The organism is Oscillibacter sp. CU971, from assembly GCF_905219725.1.
In the GTDB taxonomy this organism is placed as follows: Bacteria; Bacillota; Clostridia; order Oscillospirales; family Oscillospiraceae; genus Oscillibacter.
Map to the genome: position 1 here is coordinate 1 of NZ_CAJMXG010000039.1, position 17,620 is coordinate 17,620.

General features: G+C 61.6%; 14 protein-coding genes. All 14 read right to left on the bottom strand.

The window, feature by feature from the left end; all coding sequences use genetic code 11:
* Positions 1 to 342, bottom strand: a 342-nt coding sequence (locus JX325_RS04765) for a hypothetical protein (RefSeq protein ID WP_204790030.1), incomplete at its 3' end; no start/stop codon positions are given.
* Between the two features lie 784 nt (positions 343 to 1,126).
* On the bottom strand, positions 1,127 to 1,846 hold the full coding sequence (locus JX325_RS04770; RefSeq protein ID WP_204790031.1) for a Crp/Fnr family transcriptional regulator: 720 nt from the start codon (positions 1,844 to 1,846) through the stop codon (positions 1,127 to 1,129).
* 87 nt (positions 1,847 to 1,933) lie between these two features.
* Entirely contained in the window at positions 1,934 to 3,262 is a 1,329-nt protein-coding gene (locus tag JX325_RS04775; RefSeq protein WP_204790032.1) for an amidohydrolase family protein, read from the bottom strand.
* An 11-nt stretch (positions 3,263 to 3,273) separates the two neighbouring features.
* The gene (locus tag JX325_RS04780; RefSeq protein WP_204790033.1) at positions 3,274 to 4,029 is read right to left on the bottom strand and encodes a sulfite exporter TauE/SafE family protein; all 756 of its coding nucleotides are present in this window, start codon (positions 4,027 to 4,029) and stop codon (positions 3,274 to 3,276) included.
* Complete coding sequence (locus tag JX325_RS04785) at positions 4,019 to 4,465, bottom strand: hypothetical protein (protein WP_204790034.1); 447 nt, start codon at positions 4,463 to 4,465, stop codon at positions 4,019 to 4,021. Before JX325_RS04785 ends, JX325_RS04780 begins: the two co-directional genes overlap by 11 nt.
* A gap of 13 nt (positions 4,466 to 4,478) precedes the next feature.
* The gene (locus JX325_RS04790) at positions 4,479 to 5,330 is read right to left on the bottom strand and encodes a DUF3100 domain-containing protein (RefSeq protein WP_204790035.1); all 852 of its coding nucleotides are present in this window, start codon (positions 5,328 to 5,330) and stop codon (positions 4,479 to 4,481) included.
* Positions 5,331 to 5,476: 146 nt separating this feature from the next.
* On the bottom strand, positions 5,477 to 7,468 hold the full coding sequence (locus tag JX325_RS04795; protein ID WP_204790036.1) for a M15 family metallopeptidase: 1,992 nt from the start codon (positions 7,466 to 7,468) through the stop codon (positions 5,477 to 5,479).
* A gap of 93 nt (positions 7,469 to 7,561) precedes the next feature.
* Positions 7,562 to 9,022: an aminoacyl-histidine dipeptidase gene (locus JX325_RS04800; protein ID WP_204790037.1), complete on the bottom strand. Its 1,461-nt coding sequence runs from the start codon at positions 9,020 to 9,022 to the stop codon at positions 7,562 to 7,564.
* A gap of 83 nt (positions 9,023 to 9,105) precedes the next feature.
* Complete coding sequence (locus JX325_RS04805; protein WP_204790038.1) at positions 9,106 to 9,612, bottom strand: DUF6672 family protein; 507 nt, start codon at positions 9,610 to 9,612, stop codon at positions 9,106 to 9,108.
* Positions 9,612 to 10,739, bottom strand: coding sequence for an ABC transporter permease (locus JX325_RS04810; protein ID WP_204790039.1), 1,128 nt, complete (start codon positions 10,737 to 10,739; stop codon positions 9,612 to 9,614). Before JX325_RS04810 ends, JX325_RS04805 begins: the two co-directional genes overlap by 1 nt.
* A complete protein-coding gene (locus JX325_RS04815) occupies positions 10,736 to 11,881 on the bottom strand; it encodes an ABC transporter permease (protein ID WP_374220585.1) in 1,146 nt (381 codons plus the stop codon). The genes JX325_RS04810 and JX325_RS04815 overlap by 4 nt, the downstream gene beginning before the upstream one ends.
* Before the next feature lie 14 nt (positions 11,882 to 11,895).
* Positions 11,896 to 13,485, bottom strand: coding sequence for a sugar ABC transporter ATP-binding protein (locus JX325_RS04820; protein ID WP_204790040.1), 1,590 nt, complete (start codon positions 13,483 to 13,485; stop codon positions 11,896 to 11,898).
* Between the two features lie 134 nt (positions 13,486 to 13,619).
* A complete protein-coding gene (locus JX325_RS04825) occupies positions 13,620 to 14,912 on the bottom strand; it encodes a DUF3798 domain-containing protein (protein ID WP_204790041.1) in 1,293 nt (430 codons plus the stop codon).
* Positions 14,913 to 15,175: 263 nt separating this feature from the next.
* A complete protein-coding gene (locus JX325_RS04830; protein ID WP_204790042.1) occupies positions 15,176 to 17,140 on the bottom strand; it encodes a methyl-accepting chemotaxis protein in 1,965 nt (654 codons plus the stop codon).
* Between the last annotated feature and the right edge of the window lie 480 nt (positions 17,141 to 17,620).

Genomic DNA, 17,620 nt, shown 5'->3' on the forward strand with positions numbered 1-17,620 from the left:
GGGATACAGGGTTTGAATGCTCTGCAAATAGTAATCCGCAGCGCGCTGTGCCGCGTCAAACACGCCGTTCAGGCGGAGGGCGGCCTCCGCAATGGACCCGACGTTTTCCAAGTCGGTCTCACGCTTTTCCCGCTCCGCGTGGAGGGTGTCCTCCAGCTCGTGGATTTGGGCGTCCTTGCTGTCCAGCCGGTCCCGGAGGCGCTCATACCCCTCCTCCGTCTGGCGGAGCTGTTCCTCCAGCTCCCCCACCTGCTTGCGCAGCCGCTCGGACTCCTTGGCCTGTTCCAGCAGCAGCTGCAGCAGCTCCCGCCGTCCCAGCTTTTGAAGTTCTCTATCCGTCATGGCGTCGGTTCTCCTTTATCGGTCAGTTCGGCAAGCCGCGCGGCCACAAGGCTTCAGCGCGCCAAAGAGCTTCAAAAAACGAATATCCGCCCCGATGTTTTGGATTCCGGTACAGTTCAAAACTGCGGCCGATGTCCAATAAACACCTTGGGCGGAAAACTGCGACGGTAGAAGGTTCACGCTGAGACAGCCACGCGCACAAATACACAGGCTCCTTCCACGCGGAGCCGGTTTGCGCTGCTGCCGACGGCCGTGACAATTTTTGCCCAATGCCCGCTTTTCAAGGGAGAATGGTGTTTTTGAACAAAAATATTTGGAGAATGCTGCTGCTTTCGCCAAACAGGCCGAACCGCCGTTTCACCGCGTTCCCCGCCTGCTATTCTTAGGATATAATCCGCTGCCCCAATGGTACCGCGGCAGACGAAAACCCAATTTTCACACACGCTCCTGCATTTCCTCAACCTCTCTGAGAAAAAATTCCGGCAACGTCGTTTTACCGTTTCGAAAGTACTTTAACAAAGACCTTTTGGTGGTTTCTTAACAAGAAACCACCAAGCCCTGTACAGGGCTTGCCTTTGCCGTACTTCCGCTTCTACAGCATATAGTGTTGTTGCGTGTTTTATTATACCAAGTCTTCTAAAAATTGCAACTGTTTTTTTGACTTTTTTCCGGGTTAAAATGTACAAATTTCGACAAGTTTTTTCTTTTCCAAAGTTTTCCAGGAATTTATTAGAATTTTCTGGAAGATAACGCCAGGCATCCGGGCGGGCCGGCCGAAGCTTTTTCAGGTGCTCGCCCCATTCTTACTCTGGGACATGTAAACCCTCAGCTCCTTCTGGGCCCGGTGGTACTCCTCGGCGCTGAAGGCCGCCTTGCCCCGCCGGATGGAGAGCACCCCGTCCTTCACAAACTGGGTCAGGGTGCGGTTGATGGTCTTCTCCGTCAGGCCCACCTCTTCGCTGATCTGCCGCCGGGTCTTATTCAGAACCACCTGCCCGGCCGTGCGCACGCCCTGCTCCTCCGCCTGACGGACCANGTATTTCAGCAGCACGTACTTGGCGGAGTGGAACAGCCGCTCTCCCCTGCTGTAGCTGGAGCAGTACAGCTTGGCGGCTACATGGCGGCTGACGGCCCGGAGCAGGCCGATGTCCTGCCGGAGCCACGCGTCGAAGGTCTCCAGCGGCAGGAAAGCCGCCAGGCAGTCCGTCACCGTCTCAATGGACACGGAGGTGGTAGCCGCCCCGGNCAGCAGCGTCACCTCCCCGATGAAGGACACCGCCTCGTTCACCTCGATCATGAAGACATTGCCGTTTTCAAATTCGTTCACCACCCGGAAGGTCCCTTGGAGCAGGATGCCGATACGCTCCAGGGGGCTGTCCTTCTGGTGGATGAGGGCGTGGGCGGGATAGGTCTTGAGCTGAAACTGCCCGTCCAGCTCCTCCGGGATCTGCCGGGTGTACTCCTCCAGGCCCGGGGCCAGCTCCAGCAGTTCACAGTAACGCATATGGGCACCTCCGTTCCGCCGCCAAATAAAAAAGCGCCTCTTGCAGCTATGATAACACAGCCGCAAGAGGCGCACAAGGGCATTTCTTTACTTCCAGCTCTGGAGCCAGGGCTGTTTTTCAAAGAGGGCCTCCGCCTCCCGGCGGACCCGCTCCCGGTCGATGGTCAGCAGCTCCCGGTCCCGCATCAGCAGCTTCCCGTTGACGATGGAGTGCCGCACGTCGGCCCCGCTGGCGCTCTCCACCAGGGTATGCACCAGGTTTTGGGTGGGCCAGAGGTGGGGCGCGCCGGTGTCCACGGCGATGAGGTCCGCGGGCGCGCCTTGTTCGATGACGCCCAGGCCCGGCTCCATCAGCGCCGCCGCGCCGCCTTGAGCGGCCATTTTCAGAAGGGTCTCGGCGGGCATGACGCAGGAGTCCGCCGTCCCAACGCCCCGGGTAACATTCATCACGCCCCGGAACAGGCGCATCTCCCGGAAGAGGTCCAGCCCGCCGTGGGCGGAGCCGTCGGTGCCCAGGCCCACGGGCACCCCGGCGGCCAGGAGCTGGGGCGTGGGCGGCACGCCCTTTCCGCAGTTGGAGAAGGGACAGTGGACTGCCCGGACCTGCCGCCGGGCCAAGACGGCGATTTCCTCCTGACTGAGGAAAATGCAGTGGGGGGCGGTCATGGGGACCGGCAAAAGGCCCTCCCTTTCCAGCCAGACAAAGGGGCGCTCGCCATAGCGCTCAAGGAAGTCCGTCACCTCGCTGGCGTACNCGTTCATGTGGGTCTCCACCGGCACGCCGTCCTCCGCCGCCGCCTGGAACACCGCCCGGAGCAGCTCTTCGCTGACGGCGGTGGGCGTGGTGACGGAGTAGATGGGCTTCAGGAGGCCGGTAAGGGCGCTTTTCATGGCCCGCAGACGGTCCACCGCAGCCGGGACGGAAGGGGCCCGAAGGCTCNCGGGGCAGAAGGGATTGTCGTTGGTCATGACGCTGAGGCGGCCCNGGAGCCCCGCCGCCTGATAGACGCCGGCGTAAACCTCCGGGTACTTTCCCCCCGCGTCCACAAAGCCGGTGGTGCCGCAGGAGNTCATCNCTATCGCCGCCAGCTGGGCGCTGAGGCGGGAGCTCTCCTCGTCCAGGCGGCNCTCAAAGGGGACGTTGACCCGCTTCCAAATAACGGGCTTCTNGTCCAGCAGCCGCCCCCGGAGGAGCTGCTGGCTGGTGTGGAGATGGCCGTCTACCAAGCCGGGCATCCAGAGCAGGCGGGAGCCGGAGAGAACCGTCTCCGCCTGGTAGGCGCACTTGTCCTGGTCCACAATGTCCAGGATTTTACCGTCCTTGACGGCGATGGCCTTTCCGGAAACCACGGCCATGTCCGATGAGAGATAGCGGGCGCCGGTAAGAAGCAGGTCACAGCGGAAATCATTCGGCATGGGGAACCCTCCTATTTCAACAGCATGAATAAGGAAAAGCAGATGGAGAACGCCGCCACTCCCCGCTTGAGCAGGGACTGGGGCACATGGGCGGCGGTGACGCTGCCCGTGAAGACCCCGGCGGCGTGGCCCAAGACCGACGCCAGCAGAATGGGGATCAGGGCGGCCAGGGACGCACAGCGGCTTCCGTACACGGCCACGGCGGGCAGGGCGATAAACACGGAGTCCAGCAGGGCCGCGCCCACCGCCGTCTTGGCGGGAACCCCCATGGCCACCAGCAGGGGCATCACCAGCACCGGCCCTCCCGCCCCGGAGAGGGCGCAGAGCAGGGCCGTGGCAAAGCCCAGGACCAGCAGCGGCAGGGGCTTGGGAAACGCGCTTCCCTTTTCGGGCCCCTTCTGAGGCCGGAGCTCCCGGACGGCGATGGCCAGGCCCGAGAGAAACACCACCACGTAAAGGACCACCTTGACGGTCTCCGCCGCCAGCAGCCCGCCCAGGGCCGCGCCCAGCAGTCCCCCCGCCAGGCTTCCGGCGGAGAGGATCAGGGCGGGCCGCAGGGGCAGCTCTCCCCGGCGGTAGTAGTTCCAGGAGCCGATGGCCCCGGAGACGGCAAAGCACAAAAAGCTCAGCAGCAGGCTCTCCGTCACCGGCAGGCCGCAGACGCTGGTGAAGAGAATGGGCAGCAGGAAGCCCGCCACGCCGCACCAGCCGATGAAGAGCCCCACGGCGCCGCTTCCCAGGGCCGCCAGTATCAAATCAAATGGCATGGGTCAGCCCCAGCACCACCTGGGCCACCACCAGGGAGCCGAAGAAGGTGCCCGTCATGACCAGGACGGTGATGATAATGAGCTTCCAGCCCTGCTTGAAGAACATCTTCAGCTGGTTGCTGATGGACATGCCGGCAAAGGCCCCCACCATGGTCAGCGGCGCGGTGAAGTTGATCTTCCCGGCGGACTCAATGACAAACTGGGACACGGGGGACAGCGGGCAGGCGCACAGCAGCCCCAAGATGGAGCAGTAGGCCACCGTGGGAAGCTTTAGGGGAATCACATGGGCAAGGCCTGCGGCGCACAGGGCGATGAGCAGCAGCACCAGCACGCCGGGCAGGGACTCGGTGAAGGCCACGTCAAAGCCGATGAAATTGGCGGTCATCATGCCCAGGCCGGAAATGGCCAGGACAAAAATCCAATCCTTAATGGTCATAACGCTCTCCTCCTCAATTCTTCCCGGCCAGTTCCCGGCCGGTTTTCGTCAGGCGGCCCAGGGTGGGCTCCAGCTTGCGGTACAGGACGTTGCACAGGGGCACGCCGATGAAGATCGCCATGTAGATGCCGTCGATGCCGGAAATGGTCTCGCTGGCGGAGGCCATGGCGGCAATCTGGTCGGCGTAGGCGGGCATGACCTCGGAGAGGGCCGCCACGGCGGAGCTCATCAGGATGCCCGCGCCCACGCCGGAGGCCATGCCCAGGGCGTAGGGGTGGAAGAGGCCCGTGGCCGCGGCCATGGAGGCCATGAAGCCGAAGTAGATGGTGCCCACCATGCCGCCGACGATGTATACGGAGAGGCTGCCCTGGGCCTCCGGGGAGTCTGCGCCGAACATGTCCTGCATCAGCGCCAGGTTCGTCTCCCGGTTGATGGAGTGGGTGGCCCCGATGGCCTCCCGCTTAAGGCCCAGCATCAGGGCCAGGGGCATGGCCAGGAAGATGGTGCAGAGGTTGCCGAACTCCTGGAGCAGCAGGGCGGGCCCGGCGGAGATCACGATGGAGATGTTGGCCCCGGCGTTGATGCCAAGCTTGGCCACAAAAGGAAGAATCGCCACGCCCACCAGGCCGGAGGCGGCCTTGACCTTCTTGTCGTCCAGGATTTTCAGCACGTTGGGGCCGGTGAGGATGCCCAGGAACAGGGCGTAGAAAATGGGGAAAATGATGAAGGTACCCTTCCAGACGGGAATCTTGATCTGTCCGATGGAGTCCGCGATGAGGATGAAGACGAAGGCCAGCAGATACAGAACCCATTCCGTCCTGATCCGCTCCCTCAGGGAGGCGTATGCGCGTTCGACTTTTTTCATGGGGCCCACTCCTTTATCGTTGTTGACATTACTATAACCCATCCAGGGTTTGTCGNAAAAGGACATATGGNCACTTTTCCAAAAAACAAAGCGGACCGGACAAATTTTTTTGTCCGGTCCGCCTGTTCATTCCATGGGAAGCGCCGTCAGCCCGNCGCGTAGCCCGACTCGTCGCACGTATAGACCCTGCCGTCTATCGTAAGGGCGGTGTTCCGGGCTATGCTCCCGTCGGCGTTTCGATAGCGCCAGCCGCCGTCGTCCTGGGTCCAGCCCTCGGGGCTGACGCCTTTTTCCAGGCTGCTGTTCAGGCCGATGGCCTTCCGGGTAGCGTCGTCCTGGAAGTGCCACCACTCCGNGCTGAGGCCGTTCATGCCCACGGCTTTCATGTAACCCTCCAACAGCTTGGCGTTCAGGTTGTTCAGATAGGTCTNGGAATGCCAGCTCAAATCGTGCATCCCGCTCTNCATCTCCAATTCCCCCTCCGGCTTCTCCAGCGTCAGGTCCAGGGCGATGCCCCGGTTGTGGGAGGAGATGGTCCGGGCCAGGAAGCTGCCCAGGTTAAAACGGCCGTTGTCCGTCATAAGCCTGGAAAGCGTCGTCNNCACCTGTNCNCCGGACTCCGTCAGGGCGGGGTCCTTCAGCTGCTTTTCCGTGGTGTCGTAGGAAAAGCGGGTGGCCCGCTGGGGGCGGAAGGCCTCGTAGATTTTCAGCCGGAGGCCGTCGGCCTCCGCCGCCTGGGCGGCGGTGAGCAGCTTTTTCGCGCAGGGGTACAGGTAGGGGACCAGGAAGGTCCCGTCCGCCATCNTCANGTTCTCATAGCCCGGAAGCACCTGGTGGGTCACCTCCCGGATGGGCGAGCCATGGACGGCGAAGAGGGAGTCGTAGCTGTTGGTGATGTCGTAAGTACAGTGGTCNCCCACGTATTCGGGGAGATCGATCATGCAAAAGCGGCTGTCCACCCAGCCGTATTCCTCCCCATAGCGGACCCGGAACCAGTCCCCTTCCTCCGCCAGGACGCACAGGGCCGTCCCCCCGGGGACGGAGGCCAGACGCGTTCCTTTTCCGGGGTCCTCATAGAGCGTCAGGCTCTGGATGGGCCAGATGGTGCCGTACAGCGGAGAGACGGAGGCCCAGAAAGAAACCTCCTCCGCCTGGAGTTCCGTTCCGTCCCCGTCCAGGGCGGCGACGCGGAAGCGGTTATAGGACCCGGAACCCAGCCGCCCCAGGTCATGGCGCACGTGCTCCTCCGGCGCGAGGCGGGCGGCGGTCTCCCACTTCTCCCCTACCCATCGCTGGACCTCGAAATGGTGGCACCGGGTCCCCTCCCACTCCAAAACGCACTGCCTGGGCGCGGTCTCCTGGTATGTAAGGGAAAGCCGCCCGCCGCTAGGCAGGTCCTGCCCGCCGGTAATCCCCGGTAAGGCGGAGACCGGAGACGAGGCGGGGCCGCAGAGGATGAAGCCCCGCTTTTTCCAGCCTGCCCGTACTGTGAACCGGGAAAGGTCCCCCTCTAAAGAAATGGCCCTCTCTCTGGTAGAGGCCAGCAGAACGCTGCCAGCCGCTCCCTGGGCGGAATTCACATTGCTTTGAAAAACCTGGAAGACCTCCCCCTCCCCAGTCCAGCGGAGAGAGGTCACGCCGTCCTCCAGCGTACCGGAGACCTCCGGGGCCTCCGGCGCCTCCGNCGGGAGCAGCTTCGCCCGGAAGACCTTCCAGCTCTTAACCTCCTTGGGTTTTCCAAGGAGGCTCTTTCCGTCGGCCACGGCCCAAACCTGAACCTCCAGCTCCTCCCCCTCCGGGAGGCCGGAAAGGCTCAGGGCCGATTGGGTGCAATAGCGTGTCTCGCTGGTTTCGCCGCAGGTGACTTCCACCCGATACATGCCCGAGGGGGCGGTGGCCTTGGGCCAATAGAGCTCTGCCGAGCCATCGCCGTTGACGCAGACCAGCAGGTCCCCCTCCTCAAAGCCGGGCCCTTCGCCCCCCCGGAGGAGGAGGAACGCCGCCGCCAGCGCCAGCAGGATAACGGCCCCCGCCGTCCACACCCTGACCAGCCGCTGGATCTGCCCTCTACTCCGCCGGGTATGGGTCCGCCGCCCCGCATACCGCCGTCCATATCGATTCCGTCTCGTGATCCACACCCCGCTCCGTATAAGTTCGTCCTAAAAAGATGATACACCCAATTGCAGGAAAGTCAAGGGCCATTCTAGGGAATGGCCCTTGACGGTCTCTCCTTATTTCCCGGCGGCGCTCTCCCGTCTCAGCAGCTCCCGNGTCACCTCATACACCCGCTGGGTAGAAGCCACGTTCAGCCGCTCTTTGACGGAATGGACATCGTGGAGCTCCGGGCCGAAGGACACCGCGTCCAGCCCCGGCAGCTTCTCCACGAACAAACCGCATTCCAGGCCGCCGTGGGTGGCCTCGATGGTCCCCTGCTTGCCGCAGACGGACTTGTAGGCCCCCAGCACCTCCTCCCGCAGGGCGGAATTCCGGTCGTACTGCCAGCCGGGGTAGTTGCCCNGCAGGGTGAAGCTTCCCCCGCCAAGCTCCANGATGGCCTTCAGCCGCTGGACCATCATGTCCTTCTGGGTGGCGANGCAGGAGCGGACGGAGATGCCGAAATAGAGCCCGTCCTCCTTCATCTCCATCACGCCCATGTTCAGGGAGGTCTGCACCAGGCCGGGGAAATCCACGTTCATGGCCTGGACCCCCTGGGGCACCGCCAGCAGGGTGCGGAGCATGTTTGCCGTCGCCTCCGGGGTCAACGCGCCCTCCAGGGCGGTTTTTTCACAGGTCAGCGTGACGCCGCCGTCACAGCCGGCATACTCGTTTTTCAGCGCGGCGTCAAACTCCCGGATGAACGCCTCAAACTCTCCCGCCCGGTCCGCCGGGACAGCGGCTTTCGCCTGGTTCCGGGAGCAGATCACGTTGTCGAACCTTCCGCCCCGCACATCCGTCAGGCGCAGGCCGGGAACGCGCTCCATGGCGCTGTACAGCACCCGGCCCATCACCTGGTTGGCGGAGGCCCGGCCCTTGTGGATCTCCCCGCCGGAGTGACCTCCCAGGAGTCCCTCCAGGGAAATCTTATAGCCCGCCTCCCCGTTCAGCGGCGCTCTTTTGCCGGGCAGGAAGCAGTCCACCCGCACACCTCCGGCGCAGGAGACGGTGAAGACCCCCTCCTCCTCCGAGTCCAGGTTTACCAGCTTCCGCCCCTTCAAATCGGAGCAGTCCAGGGCGAAGGCCCCCTCCAGGCCCACCTCCTCGTCCACGGTGAACACCGCTTCCAGGGGAGGATGGGGCAAACNNCNGTCNGCCAAAATGGCCAGGATCATGGCCACGGCGATGCCGTTGTCCCCGCCCAGGGAGGTTTTCTCCGCCCAGACCCATTCCCCGTCGGTGCGGAGGTCCAGGCCCTCCTTTGCCATGTCCTTGGCGCAGTCCTCGGTCTTCACGCAGACCATGTCGATGTGCCCCTGGAGAATGACGGGGGGCGCGTCCTCGCAGCCGGGGCTGGCGTCCTTCCAGATGACCACGTTGTTCGCCTCGTCCTGCCGCCAGCGAAGGCCCAGTTCCTTGGCAAAGTCCACGCACAGGTCGCTGATCTGCTTGGTGTTGCCGCTGCCGTGGGGGACGGCGCACAGCTTTTCAAAGTACTCAAATACCGCTTTCGGCTCCAGGCCGGATAATACTGCCATAGAGATTCCTCCTTCAANCCATCAAATAAAGGACCGCCCCGCCTTTGGCGGGGCGGTCCTATTGTTTCCCGATGCTGTGGAAATCAGATGTCGCCCAGGCCGTCTTCCAGGCCCAGCTCACCTTCCAGGCCCAAGCCGAAGTCGTCGCCCTCGCCGGGGACTTCCTCCGCAGGCTCCTCCGTCACGGCGGGAACAAACTCGGAGAACCAGGCCTCCTCGGGCAGTTCCGCCAGCAGGGCGGGGAGATTGATGACGATGCCGTCCACGCTGTAGGGCAGCTTCAGGTCGATCTCATGAATCTCGGGCTCTCCGCCCTTTTCCCGGGTGACCTCCAGAATCATTTTGAAATTCTGCCCGATCCAGATGGACATGCCCCGATCACGCTTGGCCAGCTTGGCCACCTGTTCGTCCTTGACGGTGACCACCACTTTCTCGAAAGCCTTGTAGGTCTGGCCCTGGTAATCCTCCAGGGTCTTGTTGTCGAAGTAGACGGTATGTCCCCGTCCAATGACCATCATAGCGGCGGCGACGGCCACCAGCACCAGCACCAGCAGGAAAGCAAAGAGGACTCTTCTCGTTTTCACCTTCATCACGCGTCCTCCTTTTTCACCTGGGCCGCGGCCANCTCCTGGCCCGCCTTGCTCTTCGCCATCCGCTTCTTGGCCTCATACATAATCAGGGCCAAGGTGATTACGCCGTAAGACAAGAACACGCGGAAGTACTCGCCCACCATGGAGTCCCCGGTGATGAACGCGNCCGCGCCGGGAGCCACGATGAACATCATGTGGAACAGGATCACGCCCAGGAAAGCGTTGCCGATACCGGCCTTTTCCACCGACGCACCGCCTACCAGCAGGGCCGCGATGCAGAACATGCCGATCTGGGCGTGTCCGGTGTAGGTGGGCAGGTTGCCGATGTTCTGGAGATAGATAACCATGCCGAAACCGGCGCAGACGGTGGACATGACCACGGAGATGATGCGGGTCCGGTCCACGTTGATGCCCGCGGCCTTAGCCACCTCCATATCCTGGCCCACGGCCCGCATGTCCTGGCCCAGCTTCGTGCGGCGGAACCAGATGATGAACAAGCACAAAAGGCCCACCAGAAGGAAGGTGAACACGGGAATCTTCACGCCCGCGACGCGGATGGCCAGCAGGTCGTCCAGGCACTGGCGCATGTTCAGCAGGCTCACGGTATTGCGGATGCCATAGCCCCGGGGCAGCATGATGCTGGCGTGGATGATGGGGATAACCGCCCCCATGACATACAGCACGATGAGCTGGTACCAGCCATTGATAAAGAAGTTGATGATATAGCTGGTGATCATCTCCCGGCCCTTGGCCATGTTTTGCAGCGTGCCGCAGATGAAGCCCAGCAGGGCGGAGAAAGGAATGGACAGGATCATGGCCAGCACCACGCCGGGAATGCCCCAGATCTGCCAGTCCGCCACCAGAATGACGGCGATCTCCGCGCCCATGGCGCCCAGCGTCATGGCGAAGTTCAGGCCCATGCCCGCCATAATGGGGAACAGCAAGCAGAGAACCAGGAACAGGTTCCGGCCCATACGGGTGACGATCTCATTGAGCAGGTAGCTGGGAGAGAAGCCCGCCATGGGGATAAAAATGGCGCAGATGATGATGAACATGATGGGCACGGCGTTGTTCCGCACCAGCTCCAAAAGCCTCTTCCCGGCGGGGATGTTCTTTTTCCCGTTCATTTCACACCCTCCGTCTTTCTGGTCAGAGCGTACAGGATCATGCCCTGAGAGACGATAATCCGAATGACCTCGCTCATGTCCATGTGGATCGCGGAGTTCATGACCGTGGGGGTCATGGTCACGATTCCCTGGAACAAAATTGTACCGATAATTACATTGGGGATACTGGCTTTATTGACCGAGGCGCCGCCGATCAGGATGGCCGCCACCGTGGGCATGGTCAGGTTGTTGGGGGCATTATAAAGCTGGATAAAGCCGAAGCCCTGCTGATACATCAAAATGCCCATGGCCCCCAGCCAGGTGGACATGATAACAGAGAGCATCCGGGTCCGGTCCACGTTGATGCCCGCAGCCCGGGCAAAAGCGGGGTTGGAACCCACCGCCGTCATGGCGGTGCCGGTCTTGGTGTGCAGGAACGCCCACATCAAAAAGGCCAGCAGTGCGAAGACCAGCAAAGAGCCCGTGGGGATTTCAATGTTCCCGATTTTGATATGCAGGATCTTGGCCAGCACCTGATTATAGAAGCCGTCCAGGGAAATAGTGGGCCGCAGGCCGTTGCCCGAGAGGCCGTAGACCATGGTGGGACTGGAATAGGGCAGCAGCAGCCACATCATGCAGAAAAAGGACATGACGGAAAAACCCACATAGGTGGCAATCATCATCTCGCCGCCCTTGATGCGGTTCAAAAGCAGGCCGTAGCCCCCACCCAGGATCACTGCGAAAGGCGTGGCAATCAGCACCGCCATCAAAAAGCTCATGGGGCCGGTAAAGCCCAGCTGGATGGACAGCGTGCCGCCCAGAAGGCCGCAGATAATTGCCAGGGGCAGTCCGAAGTTCAATCCGCAGCCCGCATGAATCATGGGCACCATGGCCAGGACCAGCACCGCGTTCCAGCTGAAGCGGTTGATGATGTTGGTGATCTGAGTGGGCAGATCAACCCCGACAAAGGGTGTCAGGATGAAGAGGACCAGCAAAAACCCGGAGATGATGATCCGAGGCAGGCCGAAAGAGGAGACCATTGCCGTCATGGTGCCCATTTGCGCCTTTTCCAGCTCTGTAGGCCAACGCGCCGGCGGAATGGTTTTCATCTCGNCGTTGAANNTGGATGGACTGNTATAATTATAGTCTTTTTTCTCACTCATTACGACCCACCTCCTTATATGACCTGGCTGACCATCAGCAGGCCGAACTCCTCGGAGGACGACGCCGCCGGCAGGATGCCCGCCACATGTCCGCCGGAGATGATGGCAATGCGGTCGCAGGTCTGCCGCAGCTCCTCCAGCTCGGAGGAGATCATGACGACGGTAACGCCGCTGTCCCGGTTGAACTTCTTCAGCGCCTCCAGCACCAGGGCCTTGGCGCCCACGTCGATGCCCCGGGTGGGCTCCGACACGAAGAGGAACTTGGGCTCCAGGGCAAAGGCCTTGGCCAGGCACACCTTCTGCTGGTTGCCGCCGGAGAGCTCCCGGGCCTTCTGCTTGGAGCTGGTGCATTNGANTTGCAGCTCGTCGATATATTTCTGGGTCACCTTGTGGATGCCCTTCTCGTCCCGCCACTTGATAAAGCCGCCCAGCAGCTTTTTCAAGAACTTCTCCTGGATCTGCATGGCGGGGAACGCCACGTTCCACTCCAGGCTCTCATCCAGCAGGAGGNCCACCTCCCGCCGNNCCTCCGACACGAAGGCCAGGGAGGAATCCAGGCACTTCNGGGGATCGTTCAAGGGGATCTCCCCGCCGTTGAACGTCACCTTGCCGCCGGCCTCATAAAGGCCCATGACGCCGTTGGGGATGCCCAGCTTGCCCTGGCCCGCCAGGCCGCCGATGCCCAGAATCTCGCCCTCCTTGATATCAAGGGAGACATCGCGCACCGTCTCGCCGGGCATGTCCACCCAGAGGTTTTGGATGGACATGATGGTCCGGGCCCCGTCATTGCTCCGGGCCTCGCCCGCGGCGGCGCTCTGCACGTCCCGGCCCACCATCCACTTGGTGATGTCCTCTACGCTGGTCTCTTTTGCCGGAACATCCCGGACCACGAAACCGTCCCGCATGACCACCACCTTGTCGCACACCGCCAGAATCTCATGGAGGCGGTGGGTGATGAAGATGACGGAAATGCCCCGGGCGGCCATGCCCCGGATGGATTCCAGCAGGGCCTCGGCCTCNTTTTCCGTCAGCACGGCGGTGGGCTCGTCCAAAATCAGCAGCTTCAGCTGGTCCTTGCTCAGCTCCCGGGCGATTTCCGTAAACTGCTTGTGTCCCACGGGCATGTCGCTGATGACCATATTCGCGTCGATGGCGACGCCCATTTTTTCGATGGCGGCGGAGGAACGCCGGTCCATCTCCTTATAATCCAGCGTGTTCAGACGGTCTCCGAACACCTCTGAAACAATATTCTTTTTGCAGGGCTCCCGATTCAGGAGGATATTTTCTGTGGCGGAGAAGCCGGGGATCAGGGAAAACTCCTGATGTACCATGCCGATACCCGCCTCCAGCGCGTCGAAAGGCGTGTTGAATTCCACTTTTTGGCCGTCAATCAGGATGTCGCCGCCGTAGCCGCCGGTCTCCCGGATGACGTCCATGCCGAAGAGTATTTTCATCAAGGTGCTTTTGCCCGCGCCGTTCTCGCCGCACAGGCCCAAAACCTCGCCCTCACCCAGGGTAAAATTGATATCGGTGAGGACCTGATTGCCAAAGAAGTCCTTTTTGATGTTCTGCATTTGCAGCAAGGGGTTCACGTTGTTTGTCATACATCCACCCTATCTCATTTGTTCCGCGCGCCGATCCCCGGCGCCGGGCGGGGACTCATGCCGCCCCGGTCAAAGCCAGCGCGGGGAGGAGGACAGGTCCTCCTCCCCGTGCGGCNGACAATTTTTGAATTGAATCAGCTGACGGTGAAGTACTTCTCGGGAATCTCCACGTCGGCGTTGCCCATGAAGCGGCCGGGGTCGCCCATGATATAGGTGTCCTGATAGATGAGGAACACATTGTCGCTCTTGACTCCGGTGGTGGCGTTGGTGTAGCCCGCGCCATTCCACTGAGCCTTGGGAGAGTATACGTTCAGGGCCGCAGCCACGGCGTCCATGTCCGTGATTTCGCTGACTCCGTTGATGACGTTTTTGGCGTGCTCCGCAAGACCGGCGGACAGGGTGTAGCCATAGGAGTAGGCCCAGGTACCGAAGTGATCGGCTGCACCCTTCTCCACCAGAGCGGACTCGACCTTAGCCAGAATCTTCTCAAAGTCGCCGGCCTCCTCGGTGAGGTCCAGACCCAGAGCGCCGGGATAGCCCATCAGAGGAGAGGGCAGATCGGCCTCGATGAAGTAGCCGCCGTATTCCACCAGCTGCTTGAGCAGGGGCTCGGTGTGGGCGTCGTTGGNGCAGAAGTAGGCGGCGTTNTCNCCGTACNTCTGAACCCAGGCGGGGACGTTCTCCAGGATATAAGCCTGAGCGCCGGGGATACCCATGTCGGAAGTCGGGTCGGGAGCGGTATCCAGGACGAACTTCATGCCGAACTCCTTGCAGGCCTCCTCCATGACGGCCACACGGCGGCTCATGGTCTCATAAGCCATGTGGCGGGGGAAGGAGATGTGGACGAAAGTGTCCGCGCCCAGCTCGTGGGCGGTGCGGATGATCAGATAGCCGCGGGACACGAAGTCGTTGTTGCACACCAGGTCGGCGGCGGAGCCGATCTCGGGCAGGTCCTCGTGGGCCTCGCCGGCGATGCAGATGATGTCGGGGCGGCGCTCCTTGATCTGGCGGAAAGCCTCGGTGGTGCCGGGGACAGACTGGTTGACGACAATGGCCTTCATCAGGGGGTCGTCGGACATATTCACGATGGTCTGGATCGTGGTCTCCAGCTCCTCGGTAAAGTTGTCGGGATAGATGGCCAGGGTGACCTTGTCCTCGCCGTACTTGGCCTGGAAGGCCTCGGCGCCGCGGCGGTCATCCTCGGACTGGGAGACGGAGCCGGTGACAATGCCGATGTGGTAGTCGCCGATACCGTCCTCCAGGGTGGCGGCGGCGTCGCCCGCCTCGCCGGAGTCCCCGTCCTGCTGGGTCTGGCCGGCGTCAGAGGAGCCGCCCTGATCCTGCGCGGGGGTCTTGTCGTTGCCGCCGCAGCCCGCGAGAGCCAAAAGCATCACGAGTGCCAGCAGCATGCTGAAAAACTTCTTCATTGCAAACCTCCAAAAATTTTTGTGTCTTCCAGGCGCATACAACTCCCCTCATGGTTTGTCTGCAAACCATGAAAAAAAGGCGTACGCCNTTTGAACGCTATCTATTGTAGCAAAAATCCTGATTTTGTCAACGGTCTTTTCAGGATTTGCCGTATTTTCGTGGATGTAGCCACAAAAAGGGCCCCGCGGCGTATCCGCGGGGCCCTTTTTTACAGTAAATTGCCAGTGACGGCGTCCGCCGCAGCCATCGAACGCGGCCCGCCTCAGTCCTTGGCTAAGGTAAACTGGTCCACCAGCTGCTTCAGGCTGGCCGCCTCGGCGGACAGCTCCTCGCTGGCGGCGGCGCTCTCCTGGGCCGTGGCGCTGTTGGTCTGGACCACGGAGGANANCTGATCGATGCCCTCGGTGACCTGGTTGATGGCGGAGGTCTGGTTTTCCACAGCCTCCACCACGATATCCATCTGCGCGGTTACGTGGCCGGCGGACTCGCTGGTCCGCTCCAAAGACTCGGTGACATTTCCCACCGCCCGGCTTCCTTCGGTGACGGCGGCGATGGAGCTTTCAATCAGCTCCTTGGTGGCCTTGGCGGCCTGGTCGGACTTGGTGGCCAGGTTGCGCACCTCGTCGGCCACCACGGCGAAGCCCTTGCCGGCGCTGCCCGCCCGGGCGGCCTCCACGGCGGCGTTCAGGGCCAGAATGTTGGTCTGGAAGGCAATGTTTTCAATGGTGGCAATGATCTTGGAAATTTCCTCGGAAGAGCCGGAAATCTTCTCCATGGCGGCGTTGAGCCCCTTGACGTGCTCCACGCTGATTCCAAGCTGCCCTCCGGCCTGCCCCACGAAGCGCCCCGCCTCCTCGGCGGCGGCGGCGGTCCGCTTGGCGCTGTCGGAAATCTCCGTGATGGTGGCCGCCAGCTCTTCGATGGAGCTGGCCTGGGTCATGGAGCCCTGGCTCAGGCTCTGCGCGCCCATGGACACCTGGTTGCTGGCGGAGGACACCTGCCCGGCGGAGGCGTTGATCTGCCGCATGGTGCCGCTGAGCTCCACCTTCAATGTCCGCATGGACTGGAGAATATTCTGGAAGTCCCCCACATAGGCCTCCCGGTGGGCGGAGCGGATGTCCAGATTCTGATTGGCCATCTCCGTAAGGAGGTAGCTGATGTCGTTGATGATGGTATTCAGCCCCGTCACCATCTCCGCCGTGGAACGGGTCAGCTCCGCCGTCTCGTCCTTTCCCTGGGTCTGGGGAACGGGGGCCTTCAAGTCACCCTCCACCAGCAGCTTCATCCGCTGGGCGCAGGCCCGCATGGGATCGCTGATGTTGCTGGACAGCTTCAGCGCCACCACGATGGAAGCCAGAATGGAGGCCACGATTACCAGCACATCAATAAGCATACCGAAATATGTATCTGCCAGATAGTCCTTCTTCATCGCGGTGACCGCCACGCTCCAGCCGTTGGTTCCATCCACCGGGGCGTAAGCCGCGAAACGGGGGCCGTCGGTGTCGTGGAAGCTGCCGAATCCCACCTTCCCCTGCCGCATCTCCGCGTGGATGGCGGCAAGCTGCTTCAAAGAGGAGTCNCTCTNGGCCTCCCGCTCGATGTTTTGNGTGGTGATGGTCTCCAAGGTGATGTCGGCAATGGTGTCTCCGTCTTTGTTGATCATATAGGCCCGGCTGTTTTCGCTGACCTTGATGGAGGACACGATGTCGTTCAAAAAGGTTTCCGGGGGAACAAAGTAGACCGCCCCCGCAACGAGCCCCCGGTTGGAGTAAAGAGGCGCGGCAACCATAATGGTCAGCTCCCCCGTAATCTTGCTGACCAGGGGCTGCGAAACATAAACGTTTCCGCTTAGGGCCTGCTGCACATACTCCCGGTCGGAATAGTCCTTCCCGTCGAAAATGCTGATGCCGTCCAAGCCGATGACATTGCCCCGCTGGAAGCCGTGGAGGCTGGCCCGCTCATCGATGATGCTCCGCTTTTCCTCCAGCGGCGTGTCGGAATCGGCCAGCTGGGTGATGCGGCCCGTGTCCATGGCCACATTCTTATAGGCAATCAGCTCTTCCTCAATGCGTTCCGCNGCCAGTACGGCGGTCTGCGTCATCATCTGGNCCACTGTGGCGATGGTGCTCCGGTAGTTCAGGCCAATGCTGGCGCCTCCCACCACAAACAGCGCGGCCAGCACCGTCGCCATCAGGCATACCGTGATCTTCTTTCGGATACTGTTCATCTCTCTCCACCCCTAGCTTTCATAGTCGGCCCTCTCTTAGGGGCCCATGGGTTTCCGTTTTTATTATAGGGGCCGGAAAGCCCTTTTGTCAATGGCTTCCCGTTATTTCTTATTTCAAAGCTTTCCCAAAAAATTCTTTCTCCCAACGCCAAGACGGCGCGGCGAGGTTCAAAGGAGGTATGCGTTATACCTTTTATTGTGGTCTGGCTCAAGTCTCCAACTGGATGAGGCTTAAGTTTGCCGCCATGAACCTCAAAAAGCCGGCAAAATGGAAGGCAAAGCGGCAACGCTCCGCGCTTCATTGACAAAGCCCGCCGGAACGGCTTATAATCAGGTCGAAAAACAACCAAACAAGGAGGTCCTTCCATGAAACGGCAGATCCCTGTCCTCCTGCTCTGTCTGGCGCTGCTTCTGAGCGCCTGCGGCGGAGCCCTCCCCGCCGGAACGGAGGCGTCCGTCCCGCCGCAGGCGCTCAGAAGC

Coding starts and splice junctions, on each gene's coding strand:
- JX325_RS04780 (WP_204790033.1), bottom strand. CDS start 4,029: ATGCCATTTGATTTGATACTGGCGGCCCTGGGAAGCGGCGCCGTGGGG.
- JX325_RS04785 (WP_204790034.1), bottom strand. CDS start 4,465: ATGACCATTAAGGATTGGATTTTTGTCCTGGCCATTTCCGGCCTGGGC.
- JX325_RS04790 (WP_204790035.1), bottom strand. CDS start 5,330: ATGAAAAAAGTCGAACGCGCATACGCCTCCCTGAGGGAGCGGATCAGG.
- JX325_RS04805 (WP_204790038.1), bottom strand. CDS start 9,612: ATGAAGGTGAAAACGAGAAGAGTCCTCTTTGCTTTCCTGCTGGTGCTG.